The organism is Cryobacterium zongtaii (assembly GCF_002909375.1).
Lineage (GTDB): Bacteria > Actinomycetota > Actinomycetes > Actinomycetales > Microbacteriaceae > Cryobacterium > Cryobacterium zongtaii.
In genome coordinates, this window is record NZ_PPXD01000026.1 from 119,928 (window position 1) to 133,947 (window position 14,020).

Genomic DNA, 14,020 nt, shown 5'->3' on the forward strand with positions numbered 1-14,020 from the left:
CGGCTAGCGTGTAGCCATGCGAAAGTTCTTGTTCAACACCGCAATGATCAGCGTCGTCGTCGGCGGCTGGCACATCCTGCAGGCCACCAAGAACGGTCCGAGGGACTGGCGCCTGGTGCTCACCTGGATCGGCTGGGGACTCAGCGTCGCGGTCGCCGTCGGCAACGTGGTGAAGGACGCCGACGAGAAATCCGTGCCGGGCGCCACTGCCGTGAAGGTTAATTAGCGGGCATCCCCCCGCCAGTCCCCGTTCTGCGGCGTGTCCCCCGTGATTTCGGGGTGGAGAAGGCGAAACTGGTCTTCTCGCGTTGTTAGTAGGAAGGGGCTCACGATGTTCGGTCGTCGACGTCGCACCGCACCCGTCATCCAGGCCCCGGTTGCTCCCGCTCCGGCAGAACTCAGCCGCGCCGAGGTCTTTGAACATCTCCACGCCGCGCTGGCCGATCTCGTCGGCGCCGAGGGAGCCTGGACCCTGGTCCCCCGCCGCTCCGATGACACCGACGTGATCTTCCACGGGCTCAAGGCCCACCAGATCGCCGAGACCCTCACCGAGCTCCTGGCTGCCGAGACCATGCGCCTGCGCACCGACACCCCGGCAGCGCCCCGCAACATCGCCGAACCCCGCACCGACACCCCGGTTGACGGAATCACAGCCGTCAACACCGGCGCCCTCCTGGTGTCCTCTGGTGCGGAACCGACCGCTCTGCCGTGGAACCCGGCTCCGATCTCGGTGTGGGCAGAACCGACGTCCGGCGCCCGCGCCGGATCGGCCACGATCAGTCGCCTCGTCGCCTAAGCACCACCCGCGCTGCAGATCAGGTCGAGCTGCTACTCCCGCGGTTGCGGGTGGCCGCGCCGTAGATGAGCAGCACGATGATCGACCCGAGAATGGCGATCACCCAGGTGCGCAGGTCGAAGAACGATCCCATGTCGACCCCGAAGATCAGGCCGGCCAGCCAGCCGCCCAGCAACGCGCCGACCACACCGAGCAGCAGGGTCACGAACCAGCCGCCACCCTGCGTTCCGGGGAGGATCAGCTTGGCCAGGGCGCCGGCCAAGAGGCCGAGCAGGAGAAATCCGAAGAAACCCATGAGAACTGCCTTCCGTGTCCCGGCATCGGTGAACTCTCCGTCCGGCTGCGACGATCATAAAACCGCACAGGTCCGACGGATAGGCGTGCCGATGGCAGCGGGAAACCGGACCGGAGGCCTCGACCGGGACCCGTGACCAGCGTTCCGCCGGATTCTTTGTAGGTATTCCACTGCGGCGCCCTGCCGGGGAAATCTAGATTGAAAACCATGACAGCCCCCACCGTTCCCGCCCGTAGAGTCACGGCCCGCCTCAGCGTGCGCGACCTGGCCCAGATCGCCATTTTCGCCGCCCTCATCGCCGCCCTCGGGTTCCCCGGCGCGCTTTCCCTGGGCGCCAGCACCGTGCCGATCACGTTCCAGACCCTCGGCGTGATGCTGGCCGGCGCGATCCTCGGAGCGCGCAAGGGTTTCTTGGCCGTGCTGCTGTTGCTGGTCCTCGCCGCGGCCGGGCTGCCCCTGCTCTCGGGTGGGCGCGGCGGCCTGGTCTGGTTCACCACCTCCCCCTCCGCCGGCTACCCATACGGATGGCTGCTGGGCGTCGTCGTGATCGGCGCCCTCACCGCGTGGCTGCTGCCGCGCTACCCGTTCTGGCCGGCACTGGGCGCCACCGTTCTCGGCGGCATCGTGGTCGTCTACCTGATCGGGGTGCCCGTCACCGCCGTCAACCTGGGCCTGCCGCTGTGGGCCGCCGCCGTCGACAGTGCGAAGTTCCTGCCCGGCGACCTGGTGAAGGTGGTCGTGACGGTCCTCGTCGCCAAGCAGGTGCACCGGGCATACCCGGGCCTGATCACCCCGCGCCGCACGGTTCCGGTCTCCGCGCCCGTCGACGCCCGGGCGTGAGCGTGAGCGCCGCCGGCATCCGTTTCGAGGACGTCTCGCACGGCTTCGACGACCAGCCCGTGCTGCGCGGCATCGACCTGCACCTCACCGAACGCCGGATCGGCATCGTCGGCGCCAACGGCAGCGGCAAGTCGACGCTGGCGCGCATGATCAACGGCCTGGTCACCCCCACTAGCGGCACCGTCACGGTGAACGGCCTGGACGTGCGCCGGCAAGCCAAGCTCGTGCGGCGCGAGGTGGGCTTCATCTTCACCAATCCCGACAACCAGATCGTGATGCCGACCGTGCAGGAGGATGTGGCCTTCACCCTGCGGCGCCGGGGCCTGGCCGCCGACGAAATCACGGCGCGCACGGCAGAGGCGCTCGATAGGTTCGGTCTCACCGCTCTCGCCGAGCGCCCCGCGCACCGTCTGTCCGGCGGTCAGAAGCAGCTGCTGGCCCTCGCGGCGGTGCTGGTGGCCGGGCCCAGCATCGTGGTGGCCGACGAACCGACCACGCTGCTGGATGCCCGCAACACCCGTCTGATCACCGGGCTGCTGGTGTCGCTGACCCAGCAGGTGATCGTGGTGACCCACGACCTGGAGGTGCTGGACGGGTTCGACAGGGTGATCGTGATCGACGAGGGCCGGGTCGTCGCCGACGACGTGCCCTCCACCGCTCTCACCGCGTACCTGAGCATGCTGTCATGACCGGGCCGGCATGATCGGGCTGTACCGGCCGGGGACCTCGCTGCTACACCGCGCGCCGTCGGTGCTCAAGCTGGCCGTGCTCGCCGTCGCCATGGTGCTGGTCGGCCTGGCGGCCGATCCGCTGGTGCTCGCGGGGGAATTCGTGGCCGTGGTCGCCCTGTACGCGCTGGCCGGCATCCCGCCCACGGCGGCCTGGCCGCAGATCGGTCCGATCCTGTGGATCCTGCTCTTCGCCGTGCCGGTGCAGGTGCTGGTCGCCAATGGTTCGGCGGAGGGCTGGACCACGGCCGGTCTGATGGCCGGCCGGCTGCTGGTGGCCGTGGCCCTCGCCGCCCTTTTCACCCTCACCACCACGGTCACCGCGGTGCTCGAGGCGTTCCAGCTGCTGTTGCGGCCGTTCCGGCGCTGGGTGGATGCCGACAGGGTGGGGCTGCTCGTGGCCCTGACCATCCGGTGCATCCCATTGGTGGCGGAGATCGTGCGGGAGGTGCTCGACGCCCGGAGGGCGCGCGGCGCACAAGGGTCGATCATCGCCCTGGCCGTCCCCGTCGTCGTACGCTCGTTGTACGCCGCCGATGCGATCGGAGAGGCCCTCGCCGCACGCGGATTGGACGACTGATCGAATTGACGACTGACAGCACCCCTCGAACCGTTCTGCGCACCCGCGTCAGATTCGCCGGCTGGACCGCGCTCACCGCGCTGGCCCTCGGGATCGTGGCCGTCCTGTTCTGGACGCAGCTCGTGATGCCCGCCGACCGCACGGCCGCCCAGGCCGTGTTCGACGACCCCGCCGTCACGGTGACCGACACCGACGTCTCCGTCGTGATCGCCCCGGCCGAGGAACGCTCGGTCGCCGGCCTGGTCTTCATTCCCGGCGCCAAGGTCGACCCGTACGCGTACCTCGCCACCCTGGCTCCCACCGTGGCGGAGACGGGGATGACCGTGGTCATCACCAAACCGGTTCTGAACCTCGCCTTCTTCGACCAGCGTCCGCTGGACACCTTCACGGCCACCGCGCCCGATGTGGCGGCGTGGTTCGTGGGCGGCCACTCGCTCGGCGGCGTGCGGGCCTGCATGTACGCCGAGGACAACGAGGTCGCCGGCCTCGTGCTGTTCGGCAGCTACTGCGCCTCGGCCGTCGACGACGAGCTGCCGGTGCTGAGCCTCAGCGGGAGCGAGGACGGCTTGAGCACCCCGGCCAAGATCGAGGACACCGCCGCCTTGCTGCCCGCCGATACGACCTTTGTGCGGATCGAGGGCGCCAACCACGCCTCCTTCGGAGCGTACGGGGCTCAGCCCGGCGACGGCGAGGCCACGCTGACCCGGGCGGCATCGGAGCGGGCCATCACCGAGGCGCTGTCGAGCTTCATCGCGCTGCGAGCTCCGCAGTCGGAGTGACCCGGCAGTCGCGGTGACCCGCGGGACCTGCTGCTCTTGTCGGTCGTCGGGGCCGGGGCCACTATGACTCGTGTCGGCCAACGTCGCCACGACCCGGGAGGACTCATGCACGCACTCGTCGTCTATGACACGAACTATGGCAGCACCCGCACCATCGCCGAGGTGATCGCCACCGAGTTGGGCCGGGGAACCACCACCCTCAGCGTGTCCGACATCACCGAGGCAAGCCTCGACGGCGTCGACGTCCTGGTGGTGGGATGCCCGATCAACGGCTGGAAGCCGACCGATCGGATGCGCCGGTTCCTGCGCACCCTCGCACCGGGCTCCCTCGCCGGTGTGCGGGCCGCCGCGTTCGACACCCGCATCAAGTTATTCATCCACGGGGATGCGGCGGCCAAGATCTCGCACGCCCTGCACGCCGCCGGCGCCACTATCGTGGCCAAACCACACGGCTTCGTTGTCGACGGCACCGAGGGGCCGCTGGCCGCCGGAGAGACCGGCAAGGCCGGTGCCTGGGCGGCGTACATCGGCGCCGAACTGCGCGCCAGCGCCTGAGACGACACAGAAACGGCCCGTGCCGAGGCACGGGCCGTTCATAGACGGGGCAGTCGACTACGCGGTGAGCGAGTCCACGTACTCCTGGTTGTCTTCGATCCACTTCGCGACGATGGGGCCGTAGTCCTGGCCGTCGTAGTCAACGAACATGGCGGCTTCGAGCGACTGGAGCTTGTCGAGGTCCATGGTGTAGTCAGCGATCCACTTGGTGGCCTGCGGGAAGTCGGTGGAGAAGTCCTTCTTGCCGTAGGCGTGGATGGTCTCCGAAGCGCCGAGGGTGCCTTCGGGGTCTTCGAGGTTCTTCAGGTCGAAGGTGTCGTAGGCCCAGTGCGGCGCCCACAGGGTGACGGCGATGTTCTCGCCGGACTTCTCCGCAGCGGTCAACTCGGTGAGCATCGCTGCGGTCGAGGAGGTCTGGTAGTCCATGTCCTCGAGGCCGTAGGTGGGGATGGTGTTGTCGGTCACGGCCTCGGTGAGACCGGCGCCGGGCTCGATGCCCACGAGACGGTTGTCGAACAGGTCGGCGTTATCGGCCAGCTCGGCGAGGGTGTCGATCGGTGCATCGGCGTTCACGGCGATGGTGTTCTTGGCCTCGTCGTTCCAGGCCCCGAGTTCGGTGATGTCGTCGCCGTACTCCTCGAGGTAGGACTTGTGGGTGTTCGGCAGCCAGACGTCGAGGTTGAGGTCGTAGTCACCGGTGGAGAGCCCGGCGTAGACCGGTGCAACGTCGGCGTACTCGAGTTCGACGTTGTAGCCCTTCTCGTCGAGGATGGCCTTCCACAGCTCTGATGCCGCGATGCCCTCGTCCCAGCCGTTGAACACGGCGATGGTGAGGTCCTTGTTGTCCGAGTTGCCGTCGCCGACGGTCTCGGCTTCGGCCGCGGTGCAGCCGGCCAGGGCGAGCATGCCGATGGCACCGGTGGCGAGGATCTTGAGTGAACGGTTCTTCATGTGTCTGCCTTTCGTGTCACCTGCTGGTGGTGACCGGGGTTGAAGCTGCGGGGGTTGAAGCTACGGGTGGAGCTAGACGCGGGACGGCTCGCGCTCGGCGGCCTGCGTCGGTGTCACGGCCGGGGCCACGGTCGGTTCCACGGCGACGGCCGCGGCCGGAGCGTGGACCGGGTGGGCGCGGCGCTTGCGAGCGGCGAGCACCCTGCTGATCGGGGTGTTCCCGTTGCCGAGAGCCGCGGTGAGCCGGTCCAGGAAGATCGCGAGGATCACCACGGAGAGGCCGGCCTCGAAGCCGAGCGACACGTCGATGCGGTTCAGGCTGGCCACGACCTGCTGGCCGAGACCGCCGGCGCCGACCATGCCGGCGATGACGACCATCGAGAGCGAGAGCATGATCACCTGGTTGATTCCGGCCATGATGGTGGGCATCGCCAGGGGCAGCTGAATCTGACGCAGGATGCGCCACGGTGACGCACCGAAGGCCTGGCCGGCTTCGACCACCTCACTGTCGACGCTGCGGATGCCGAGTTCGGTGAGCCGAACCCCGGGAGCCATGGCGAAGATGATCGTCGCCACGATGCCGGGAACAACACCGACGCGGAACAGGATCAGCGCGGGGATCAGGTACACGAAGGCCGGCATGGTCTGCATGAAGTCGAGGATCGGGCGGATGATGCTGGACGCCACGCCGGACTTGGCCGAGAGGATGCCAAGCGGCACGCTGAACAGGATCGCCAGAACGCTCGCGACGAGCACCAGGGCGAGCGAGTCCATCGCGTTCTCCCACTGGTCGACACCCACGATGACAACGAGGCCGACGACGGTGCCCACGGCGAACTTCCAGCCGCGGATCATCAGTGCCAGCGCCGCGGCCACGAGGATGATCACCCAGAACGGCGGTGTGGCCAGAATGAGGTCGACGAGGTCGTAGGCGCCGCTGAAGATGGCGCGCACGAAGTCGAAGAAGAACCCGAAGGTGTCGGTGATGAAGTCGATGAAGGTATCGGCCCAGGAGCCGAGGGGAATCCGGAAGTCGTTCACGGCTGTACTCCTTCCGACGCGGTTTCGCGCAGGGTTTCGGTGATGATGCTCATCGAGATGGTGGCCGGCGGTTCCATCACCGGCAGCTCACCGGTCGTCGGACTGACATTGCCGAGAGCCGCGAGCAGGGTCACCCGGGGGATCACGCCGAGCAAACGGTTGCGATCGTCGACCACGGCGATGGGCAGGTCGCTCTCCACGGCCAGTTCGACGAGGTCGACCAAGGCGGTGTCGGCGGCCACCGCGGTGGCGTCCAGGATGATGGCCCGCAGGTCGCCGTCGCCGGCCTTGACCTGTTTGAGCACGTCCCGGTCGCGCACGACCCCCGCGAAGCTGCGGTCACGGCGCAAAACGAAAGTGGCCGAGGTCTGCAGGTCGCGCATGGTGCGGAGAGCCGCACGCGGGCCGGCGGTGACGGTGACCACCGAACGCGCCGGCTCCATGACGCTGCCGGCGGTGAGCACCCGCGCCCTGTCGACATCCTGCACGAACTGGGCGACGTAATCGTTGGCCGGGTCGGTGAGGATCTCTTCGGGCGTGCCGATCTGCACGATCCGGCCGTCGCGCATCACGGCGATGCGGTCGCCGAGGAACATGGCCTCGTTGAGGTCGTGGGTGATGAAGATGATGGTCTTGCCGAGTTCGGCCTGCAGCTCGATCAGCTGTTCCTGCATTTCGCGGCGGATCAGAGGGTCCAGGGCGGAGAACGCCTCATCCATCAGGAGAACGTCGGTGTCGGCGGCCAGGGCCCGGCCGAGGCCGACGCGCTGCTGCATGCCACCGGAGAGTTCGGAGGGCAGATTGTCGGCCCATCCGTCCAGTCCCACCAGGCGGATGATGGTGCGCGCCTTGGCGAGGCGCTCCTCACGGGGCATGCCCTGCACCTCGAGGCCGTAGGCGACGTTATCGATCACCGTGCGGTGGGGCAGCAGGGCGAAGTGCTGGAAGACCATCGAGATGCTTTGACGGCGCACGTCCCGCAGCTTGGCCGCCGGGATGCCGGTGATCGGGGTGTCTCCGACGGTGACAGTGCCGCTGGTGGCCTCGAGCAGGCCGTTGAGCATGCGGATGAGGGTGGACTTGCCCGAGCCGGAGAGGCCCATCACCACGAAGATCTCACCACGCTGTACCTCGAAGGAAGCGTCGATGACGGCGGCCGTTCCCAGGTGCGCGAGCTCGTCACGGCTCGCGCCGCTCTGGAGTTTCTTGACGATGTCGTGCGGTTTGCGGCCGAAGGCCTTGTAGAGCCTGTCCGCCTTCACGGCGATTCCCGGTGCTACTGCTGCTGCAGTTTCTGTCTGCTCCGCCTCGCTGGCGGGTACTTCTGCCTTGACGGCGATGATTTCGGTCACGGATTCTCCGGAGCACGCCGAATAGACCGCCTGAGCGGTCGACAACACGGGGCTCGCTGTGTCGGACGGGTAGGCCGAGACCGGCCTCGACACCGAGAAACGGCGTGGGCTGGAGCGACCATGGGATCGCGTCCGTCTGGGCCTCACCGTACGTACGCGGCCGTCCCAGTCGAGCTGGGGGCTACGCGTTCGCGTCCTGGTGAAGGGTCGGAAGACCGTCACCGAGCCTACCACGGTGGGGCGCTCCAGACCCCTGGACCCCCGACTCGCCGACCACAACGTGCACTCTCAAGTGCTGGTCAGCAGGGATAAAGCGCCCCGACTCAGATCAGCACGCCAGGGGCACCGGCCCCGGCGCGGCGGTCTGGGCGTACGTTCTCCCTAGAGGTCAGGATGGTCACGACGACGTGGCCCAGTGGTGCGGCCGGGAAGGATGGGTGCGAACGATGCACGGGTGGAGCATTACACGCCGGCTGTTCGTCGCTCACTCTGTGTTCATAGTGTCTTTGGCCGTGTTCGTGAGCACTGCCGCCTTCGTCGACGCCCGGGACCGCGGCTACTCCGAAAGGGCCGACCGGCTGCTCGCGGTAGCGGCCGCGATCGCCGACAGCCCGTTCGTGGTGACGGCGGCGACATCGCCGGATCCGACGGCGGCGCTGCAGCCGTACACGCTCGAGGTCAACCGGGACGCCGCGCTGGACTTCATCACGATCATGAGCCCGGCGGGGGTCAGTTGGACGCACCCGGACCCCGCCGAAATCGGCCGGCAGTATGTCGGCCGCACGGGCCCCGCCACGGCCGGAATGTCGTTCACCGACGTCACGCCGGGCACCCCCGGCCCGTCGGTGCGCGCCGTGGTGCCGATCCTCGACTCCGATGGCGAAGTGGTGGGCATGGTGGCCGCCGGCGTGAGAACCAGCAACCTGCAGATCGCCCTCGACGCCCGGCTGCCCGCCATCCTGGCGATAACGCTCACCCTGCTCCTGGCGGGTTCGCTGGCCACCTGGGTTCTGCGACGTTACCTGCGCCGGGTCACCCTGGGCTGGGGGCCGGAAGAACTCGCCCGACTGTTCGTCCATAACGACTCCGTGGTCAACTCGGTGCCAGAGGGGCTGATTCTCGTGGACGGCGCCGGCGATCTGGTGCTCTACAACGATCGAGCCGCAGAGCTGCTCGGGCTGCCGCCGCGGCCCGCTTCCCGCGCCGCGGGCGCCTTCTCGCCGGGCATCGACGACCTGGACCTGCCGCCCAGCCTCGCCGACCTGTTGCGGAGCGGCCGCACCGTGGTAGACGAGATCCACCTGTGCGGGTCCCGGGTGCTGGTGGTGAGCCAGAACCCGGCAGAGCCCACCCCCAGCCGGCTGGGTACGCGGGCGGCGCCGGTGGGAACCGTGGCGACGCTCAGGGAACGCTGAGCCCGGTCAGTGCAGGCGCCGCGCCCGCACCACGACGTCTTCGGTGTGGTGGGCACCGGCACCGGTGGCCACGTGGCGGGGCCGGGTTTCGTCGACCTCGATCCGCCAGGTGTCGTCCAGCAGGGCCGCGACCTGGGCCGGGCTCACGTACAGGTCGGGATCAAAACCGTGCGCGGCGGCCTCAGCGGCGGTGGGCGTGGGGTGGTGCACTATGAGCAGCACACCCCCGGGCGCGACGGCATCCAGCAGGGCGCGCTCCGCGATATTCTCGTCCGTGCGCAACAGGGCGGGGTACTGCGCGGAGACCAGGTCGAAGCTCGCCGCCGGCAGGGCCGCCTCGACGAGTCCGGCGTGCAGCCAGCGCACCGTGCCGCCGACCAGGTCGGCTCGCACGAGGTCGGCCTGGCGGGCGGCGCGCTCGAGTGCCACTCGGGAGACATCCAGCGCCGTCACGTCCCAGCCCTGTGCCGCCAGCCAGAGGGCATCGGCGCCCTCGCCGCAGCCGACGTCGAGGGCCCGCCCCGGCCGCAGGTGGTGCGTCTCGCTGACCAGCGCGGCGTTGGGCCGGCCGCTCCACAGGGTCTCATTTCCGGCGTAGCGCTGATCCCAGAAGTCTCCTATTGCGTCGGGCTCCTGGGGTTCACGGGCGGTGTCGTTGGTGTGCATGACTGCATCCTCCCTCGTCGGCGGCACGGCGACAAACTGGCTTGCCGAACCGGCAACCGGCCTGCGCCCCGGGGGCTCGTCGAAACGATAGCCTCGTCGCATGACAGCTGAGCCGGGGCGCCGTGGACGTGCCTGCTGAGAGCCGGGCGGCGCCCACGAAGGCCGATGTGCCCGCCGCCCGCCACACCCTGCAGATACTCACCCACCTGGCCGCCCAACGCGGGCCGGTACCGGCGTCGACCGTCGCGCAGACGCTCGGGCTCCCCCGGTCCACCGTCTACAGGCTGCTCGGCGTGCTCACCGAGCTCGGCTTCGTGCTGCACTTTCCCGAGGCCCGTCGGTACGGCATCGGCCTGGCCGCCTTCGAGCTGAGCAGCGGCTTTGCCCGGCAGGAGCCCCTGGCCCGGCTGGGCCGGCCGATCCTGGCCGCGCTCGTCGACACCATCGGCGAGAGCGCGCATTTGGCCGTGCTGCACGGTCGCGATGTGATCTACCTCGTGGAGGAGCGCGCTCCCCGCCGCCCCGCCCTGGTGACGGATGTCGGTGTGCGCCTGCCCAGCCACCTCACGGCCAGCGGCCGGGCGCTGCTCGCGACGCTGCCGGTCGCGCAGGTGCGGGCCCTGTTCCCCGACCCGTCCGCCTTCGTGCAGCGCGACGGCGGCGACACCCCGGCGCCGGGCGGCGTGAGTAGCTATCGCGAGCTGAGCCGGCTCCTGTCCGAGGTGCGCGCGCAGGGCTACGCGGCGGAGGACGGCGACGTCACCCTGGGTCTCGCATCCGTCGCGGTGGCCGTTCGCGACCACAGCGGCTGGCCCGCCGCCGGCATCGCCGTGACCTTCGCCCGGTCCAGCGTGCCGCCGGAACGCTGGCCGGAGCTCGCCGCCGCCGTGGAGCACGCCGCGGCCGAGTTGGGCCGCCGCATCAGCGGTCGAACCGGCTAGTTTTTCGAAAAAGTGAACCGGTCTGAACCTTTTGGCCTGCCGTCTCGTTGTACAGAGTGGATGACCACCATCCGCTCGCCAATTACACGCGAAGACCATGAACGAGGGTGACATGCAGAAAAAGACGAAGATCGGGCTGTGGATTGCGGGCGGAGTTGTCGTCATCGGCGGTGCCGCCCTGGCCTTCGGGCCTGCGGTCTATGCCGACTACGCCAACAGCACCGTCGAGGCGGCCCCCACCATCGCCGCGGGCACCCCCGGCCCGACGGATGCCGGCGCGGCCACCGAGGTCAACGCGGACGACCTCTCCGGCACCTGGAGCGTGGCCGCGGACTCCTTCGCGGGCTACCGGGTCGACGAGGTGCTGCAGGGCAACGACGTGACCGTGACCGGTCGCACGACCGACGTTTCCGGTGAGCTCACCGTCGACAACCTCTCGCTCACCGCCGCCACGATCACGGTGGACGTGGCGAGCATCGCCACCGACGAAGGCGCCAGGGATGCCTACTTCCGGGACTCCGCGATGGAAGCCGACGACTTCCCGACCGCCACCTTCACGCTTACCGCACCGGTCACCCTCGAGGCCCCCGTGGCCGGTGTCGCGCAGACCCTGAGCGCCACCGGCGAACTCACCCTGCACGGCGTCACCCAGCCGGTCACGGTGGAGCTGCAGGCCGCGCTCACCGAGGCCGGCGGCCAGGTTGTCGGCAGCATCCCGATCACCTTCAGTGACTACGGCGTCGACGCCCCCGACCTCGGCTTCGTCTCGGTCGAAGATGCCGGCTCCGTCGAGTTCGAGCTCTTCGTCGCGCAGAATTAGTCCAGCAGAGCCGTGTTCATTGTGGGCATCGGGCAGACCGGGAGGTGACCGTGGCAGAGCCACACGCGGAGCTCCTGCGGGCGCTGCACGACGCCCACGGGCCGGCACTGTTTCGGTACGTGGTGCGTTTGACCGGGGATTACGGGTTCGCGCAGGACGTGGTGCAGGAGACCCTGTTGCGCGCCTGGACGCGGCCGGCGTTGCTGAACCGGGATGACGACGCCGCTCGCGCCTGGCTGTTCACGGTGGCCCGCAACCTCGTCATCGACGACAGGCGGAGCGCTCGGTACGCCCGTGAGATCGCGACCGATGACCTGCCGGAGAGGTCGTCGACCGACGCCACCGAGGCCATCCTGGATCGCTGGCTGCTCACGGATGCCCTCACCGCGCTCACTCCCGAGCACCGCACCGTGCTGGTGAGCGCCTACTACCTCGGGCAGTCGATCGCGGAAATAGCCCTCCACCAACAGGTGCCGGAGGGCACCGTGAAGTCCCGCCTGCACTACGCCCTGCGAGCAATGCGGCTCGCCCTACAGGAAAGAGGGGTCACCGAATGACCTCCGACCGCTTCCGCGAGTGGGACGCCGCCTACCTGCTCGGCGCGCTCAGCCCCGAAGACCGGCACGCCTTCGAACGCCACCTGCCGACCTGCCCCGCCTGCGCCGGCGCCGTCGCCGAACTCGCCGGGCTGCCCGGCATCCTGGCGGCCCTGCCCGCGGCGGAGGCCGTGGCGCTCACCGAAACCACGCCCACCGAGATCGCCGCCTCTGCACCCCTGAGTGACGCGCATCTGCGCGCCGCACCGCACCAGCCCGGAGCTGTGCAGCGGCTCGCGGGGGCGGCCGTCGCCCGCACGCGGCGCAACCGGCTGCGTCTGGCCGTGGCCGGCACGGCCGTCGCTGCCGGCCTCGCCCTGGGCGGCGGGTTCCTCGGCGCCACCCTGGGCACGCCGGCGACTCTCGAGGCCGCACCGCCCTCATCCGCACCGTCCGCCACCGCACCGCCCACACCCGCCGACCCGGCCCCGACGATGGTCGTTGCCATGGAGCCAGTGGAGGCCGACGCCCTCACCGCGGCCCTCACCATCACCGACACCGACTGGGGCACCCGGTTCGACTGGTCGTGCGTGTACCTCAATCAGCTCTGGAAGGACAACGGGCCCCAGGACTACGACATGGTGATGACCGATCAGGACGGCACCGCGACGGTGCTCGCGACCTGGACGGCGACGAGCCCGAGCACCGAGAACCTCGCCGCGTCGACCGATGTGACCCTCGACCAGATTCGGAGCGTCGAGATCCGGGCCAGCCTCAGCGGCCTGCCGCTGGCGCACACGGACCTGTAGGGCCGTTCGGAGGGTCAGACCGTGAGCGGCCGCAACGTCCGCTCAGCCTGAACGCGCACCGCGGTCGAAACCGCGTCGAGCAGCGGCGACGACAGGTTCCAGCGCTGCCAGTAGAGCGGCACGTCCACCGGATGCGCCGCCGCCAGCTCCACCAGACGGCCGTCGGCGATCTCGTCCAGACACTGCTGCTCGGGCAGCACTCCCCAGCCCATGCCCAGCAGCACTGCGCGGGCGAAATCGTGGGAGGTGGGGATGACGTGACGGGGTGGGGCACCGGGCCCGCCGGCGTGCGCCCGCAGGAAGGCGTCCTGCAGGTCGTCGTTGCGGTCGAAGGTGACCACGGGCGCCTCCGGCAACGCGGCGAGTCCGTGGGCGAGCCAGCGGGTCACGAAGGCCGGCGTGGCGACTGCTCGGTAGCGCATCCGGCCCAGCGGCTCGGTGACACAGCCCTGGATCGATTCGCGGTCGGAGGTGACCGCTGCCATCACGGCGCCGGAGCGCAGCAGCGAGATCGTGTGCTCCTGGTCCTCGCGGTGCAGGTCGAAGGTGATGTCGAGTTCGTCGGCCACCCCGGCGAGCGCGCCGAGGAACCAGGTGGCCAGGCTGTCCGCGTTCACGGCGAGGGAGATCTGCACGGACCGTTCGGCGGACCCGTCCTCGCGCAGCGCTCGCTCGGTGTCGGCCTCCAGGAGTTCGACCTGGCGCGCGTAGCGCAGCACCACCGCACCGGCGGCCGTGAGGCAGACCGGGGTGGTGCGCTGCACGAGGACCCGGCCGCAGGACTGCTCCATGGCCTTGACCCGCTGCGAGACCGCCGACGCCGTGACGTGCAGCCGGCGGGCGGCCTTCTCGAAGGTGCCGTCCTGTACCAGGGCGCGCAGGGTCTCCAGCTGGTCGAGGGTGAAGCGTTGCATAA

General features: G+C 69.4%; 18 protein-coding genes. 12 read left to right on the forward strand and 6 right to left on the reverse strand.

Going from position 1 to position 14,020, the window contains the following annotated elements:
• Positions 1-16: 16 nt before the first annotated feature.
• Positions 17-226: a hypothetical protein gene (locus C3B61_RS15920; protein WP_103429712.1), complete on the forward strand. Its 210-nt coding sequence runs from the start codon at positions 17-19 to the stop codon at positions 224-226.
• A gap of 105 nt (positions 227-331) precedes the next feature.
• Complete coding sequence (locus tag C3B61_RS15925) at positions 332-796, forward strand: hypothetical protein (RefSeq protein ID WP_103461539.1); 465 nt, start codon at positions 332-334, stop codon at positions 794-796.
• Positions 797-815: 19 nt separating this feature from the next.
• On the opposite strand, the gene C3B61_RS15930 is transcribed toward C3B61_RS15925, so the two are convergent.
• Positions 816-1,091 carry a GlsB/YeaQ/YmgE family stress response membrane protein gene (locus tag C3B61_RS15930; RefSeq protein ID WP_088456667.1) on the reverse strand — a complete coding sequence of 92 codons (276 nt, stop codon included), beginning with the start codon at positions 1,089-1,091 and terminating at the stop codon, positions 816-818.
• 207 nt (positions 1,092-1,298) lie between these two features.
• On the opposite strand from C3B61_RS15930, the gene C3B61_RS15935 reads away from it, so the two are divergent.
• The 5 genes from C3B61_RS15935 to C3B61_RS15955 all read left to right on the forward strand — a co-directional run bounded on the left by C3B61_RS15935 (position 1,299) and on the right by C3B61_RS15955 (position 4,573).
• Positions 1,299-1,931, forward strand: a complete 633-nt coding sequence (locus C3B61_RS15935; RefSeq protein WP_103461540.1) for a biotin transporter BioY — start codon at positions 1,299-1,301, stop codon at positions 1,929-1,931.
• Positions 1,928-2,620 (forward strand): energy-coupling factor ABC transporter ATP-binding protein, encoded by a 693-nt coding sequence (locus C3B61_RS15940; protein WP_244285966.1) that lies wholly within the window; start codon positions 1,928-1,930, stop codon positions 2,618-2,620. The genes C3B61_RS15935 and C3B61_RS15940 overlap by 4 nt, the downstream gene beginning before the upstream one ends.
• A 10-nt stretch (positions 2,621-2,630) precedes the next feature.
• Positions 2,631-3,239, forward strand: a complete 609-nt coding sequence (locus C3B61_RS15945; protein WP_103461541.1) for an energy-coupling factor transporter transmembrane component T family protein — start codon at positions 2,631-2,633, stop codon at positions 3,237-3,239.
• Positions 3,240-3,244: 5 nt separating this feature from the next.
• The gene (locus C3B61_RS15950) at positions 3,245-4,018 is read left to right on the forward strand and encodes an alpha/beta hydrolase (protein WP_241990321.1); all 774 of its coding nucleotides are present in this window, start codon (positions 3,245-3,247) and stop codon (positions 4,016-4,018) included.
• Between the two features lie 105 nt (positions 4,019-4,123).
• Positions 4,124-4,573 (forward strand): flavodoxin family protein, encoded by a 450-nt coding sequence (locus tag C3B61_RS15955; RefSeq protein ID WP_103461542.1) that lies wholly within the window; start codon positions 4,124-4,126, stop codon positions 4,571-4,573.
• Positions 4,574-4,630: 57 nt separating this feature from the next.
• Here the strand turns inward: C3B61_RS15955 and C3B61_RS15960 are convergent, their stop codons facing one another.
• From C3B61_RS15960 to C3B61_RS15970, 3 genes are all read right to left on the reverse strand, one after another.
• Positions 4,631-5,524, reverse strand: coding sequence for a glycine betaine ABC transporter substrate-binding protein (locus C3B61_RS15960; protein ID WP_088456671.1), 894 nt, complete (start codon positions 5,522-5,524; stop codon positions 4,631-4,633).
• Between the two features lie 72 nt (positions 5,525-5,596).
• Entirely contained in the window at positions 5,597-6,565 is a 969-nt protein-coding gene (locus C3B61_RS15965) for an ABC transporter permease (protein WP_088456672.1), read from the reverse strand.
• A complete protein-coding gene (locus C3B61_RS15970) occupies positions 6,562-7,833 on the reverse strand; it encodes a quaternary amine ABC transporter ATP-binding protein (protein ID WP_088458059.1) in 1,272 nt (423 codons plus the stop codon). Before C3B61_RS15970 ends, C3B61_RS15965 begins: the two co-directional genes overlap by 4 nt.
• A gap of 596 nt (positions 7,834-8,429) precedes the next feature.
• On the opposite strand from C3B61_RS15970, the gene C3B61_RS15975 reads away from it, so the two are divergent.
• A complete protein-coding gene (locus C3B61_RS15975) occupies positions 8,430-9,332 on the forward strand; it encodes a PAS domain-containing protein (protein WP_165791201.1) in 903 nt (300 codons plus the stop codon).
• Positions 9,333-9,338: 6 nt separating this feature from the next.
• On the opposite strand, the gene C3B61_RS15980 is transcribed toward C3B61_RS15975, so the two are convergent.
• Positions 9,339-9,998, reverse strand: coding sequence for a class I SAM-dependent methyltransferase (locus tag C3B61_RS15980; protein ID WP_103461544.1), 660 nt, complete (start codon positions 9,996-9,998; stop codon positions 9,339-9,341).
• A 128-nt stretch (positions 9,999-10,126) separates the two neighbouring features.
• On the opposite strand from C3B61_RS15980, the gene C3B61_RS15985 reads away from it, so the two are divergent.
• The 4 genes from C3B61_RS15985 (at position 10,127) to C3B61_RS16000 (ending at position 13,104) form a co-directional block, all read left to right on the forward strand.
• Positions 10,127-10,939 carry an IclR family transcriptional regulator gene (locus C3B61_RS15985; RefSeq protein ID WP_241990322.1) on the forward strand — a complete coding sequence of 271 codons (813 nt, stop codon included), beginning with the start codon at positions 10,127-10,129 and terminating at the stop codon, positions 10,937-10,939.
• A gap of 112 nt (positions 10,940-11,051) precedes the next feature.
• Positions 11,052-11,759: a YceI family protein gene (locus C3B61_RS15990; protein WP_103461850.1), complete on the forward strand. Its 708-nt coding sequence runs from the start codon at positions 11,052-11,054 to the stop codon at positions 11,757-11,759.
• A 50-nt stretch (positions 11,760-11,809) separates the two neighbouring features.
• Positions 11,810-12,316 (forward strand): sigma-70 family RNA polymerase sigma factor, encoded by a 507-nt coding sequence (locus tag C3B61_RS15995; protein WP_103461849.1) that lies wholly within the window; start codon positions 11,810-11,812, stop codon positions 12,314-12,316.
• Positions 12,313-13,104: an anti-sigma factor family protein gene (locus tag C3B61_RS16000; RefSeq protein WP_103461546.1), complete on the forward strand. Its 792-nt coding sequence runs from the start codon at positions 12,313-12,315 to the stop codon at positions 13,102-13,104. The genes C3B61_RS15995 and C3B61_RS16000 overlap by 4 nt, the downstream gene beginning before the upstream one ends.
• Before the next feature lie 14 nt (positions 13,105-13,118).
• Here C3B61_RS16000 and C3B61_RS16005 read toward each other — a convergent pair whose 3' ends face one another.
• Entirely contained in the window at positions 13,119-14,018 is a 900-nt protein-coding gene (locus C3B61_RS16005; protein WP_103461547.1) for a LysR family transcriptional regulator ArgP, read from the reverse strand.
• Positions 14,019-14,020: the final 2 nt, after the last annotated feature.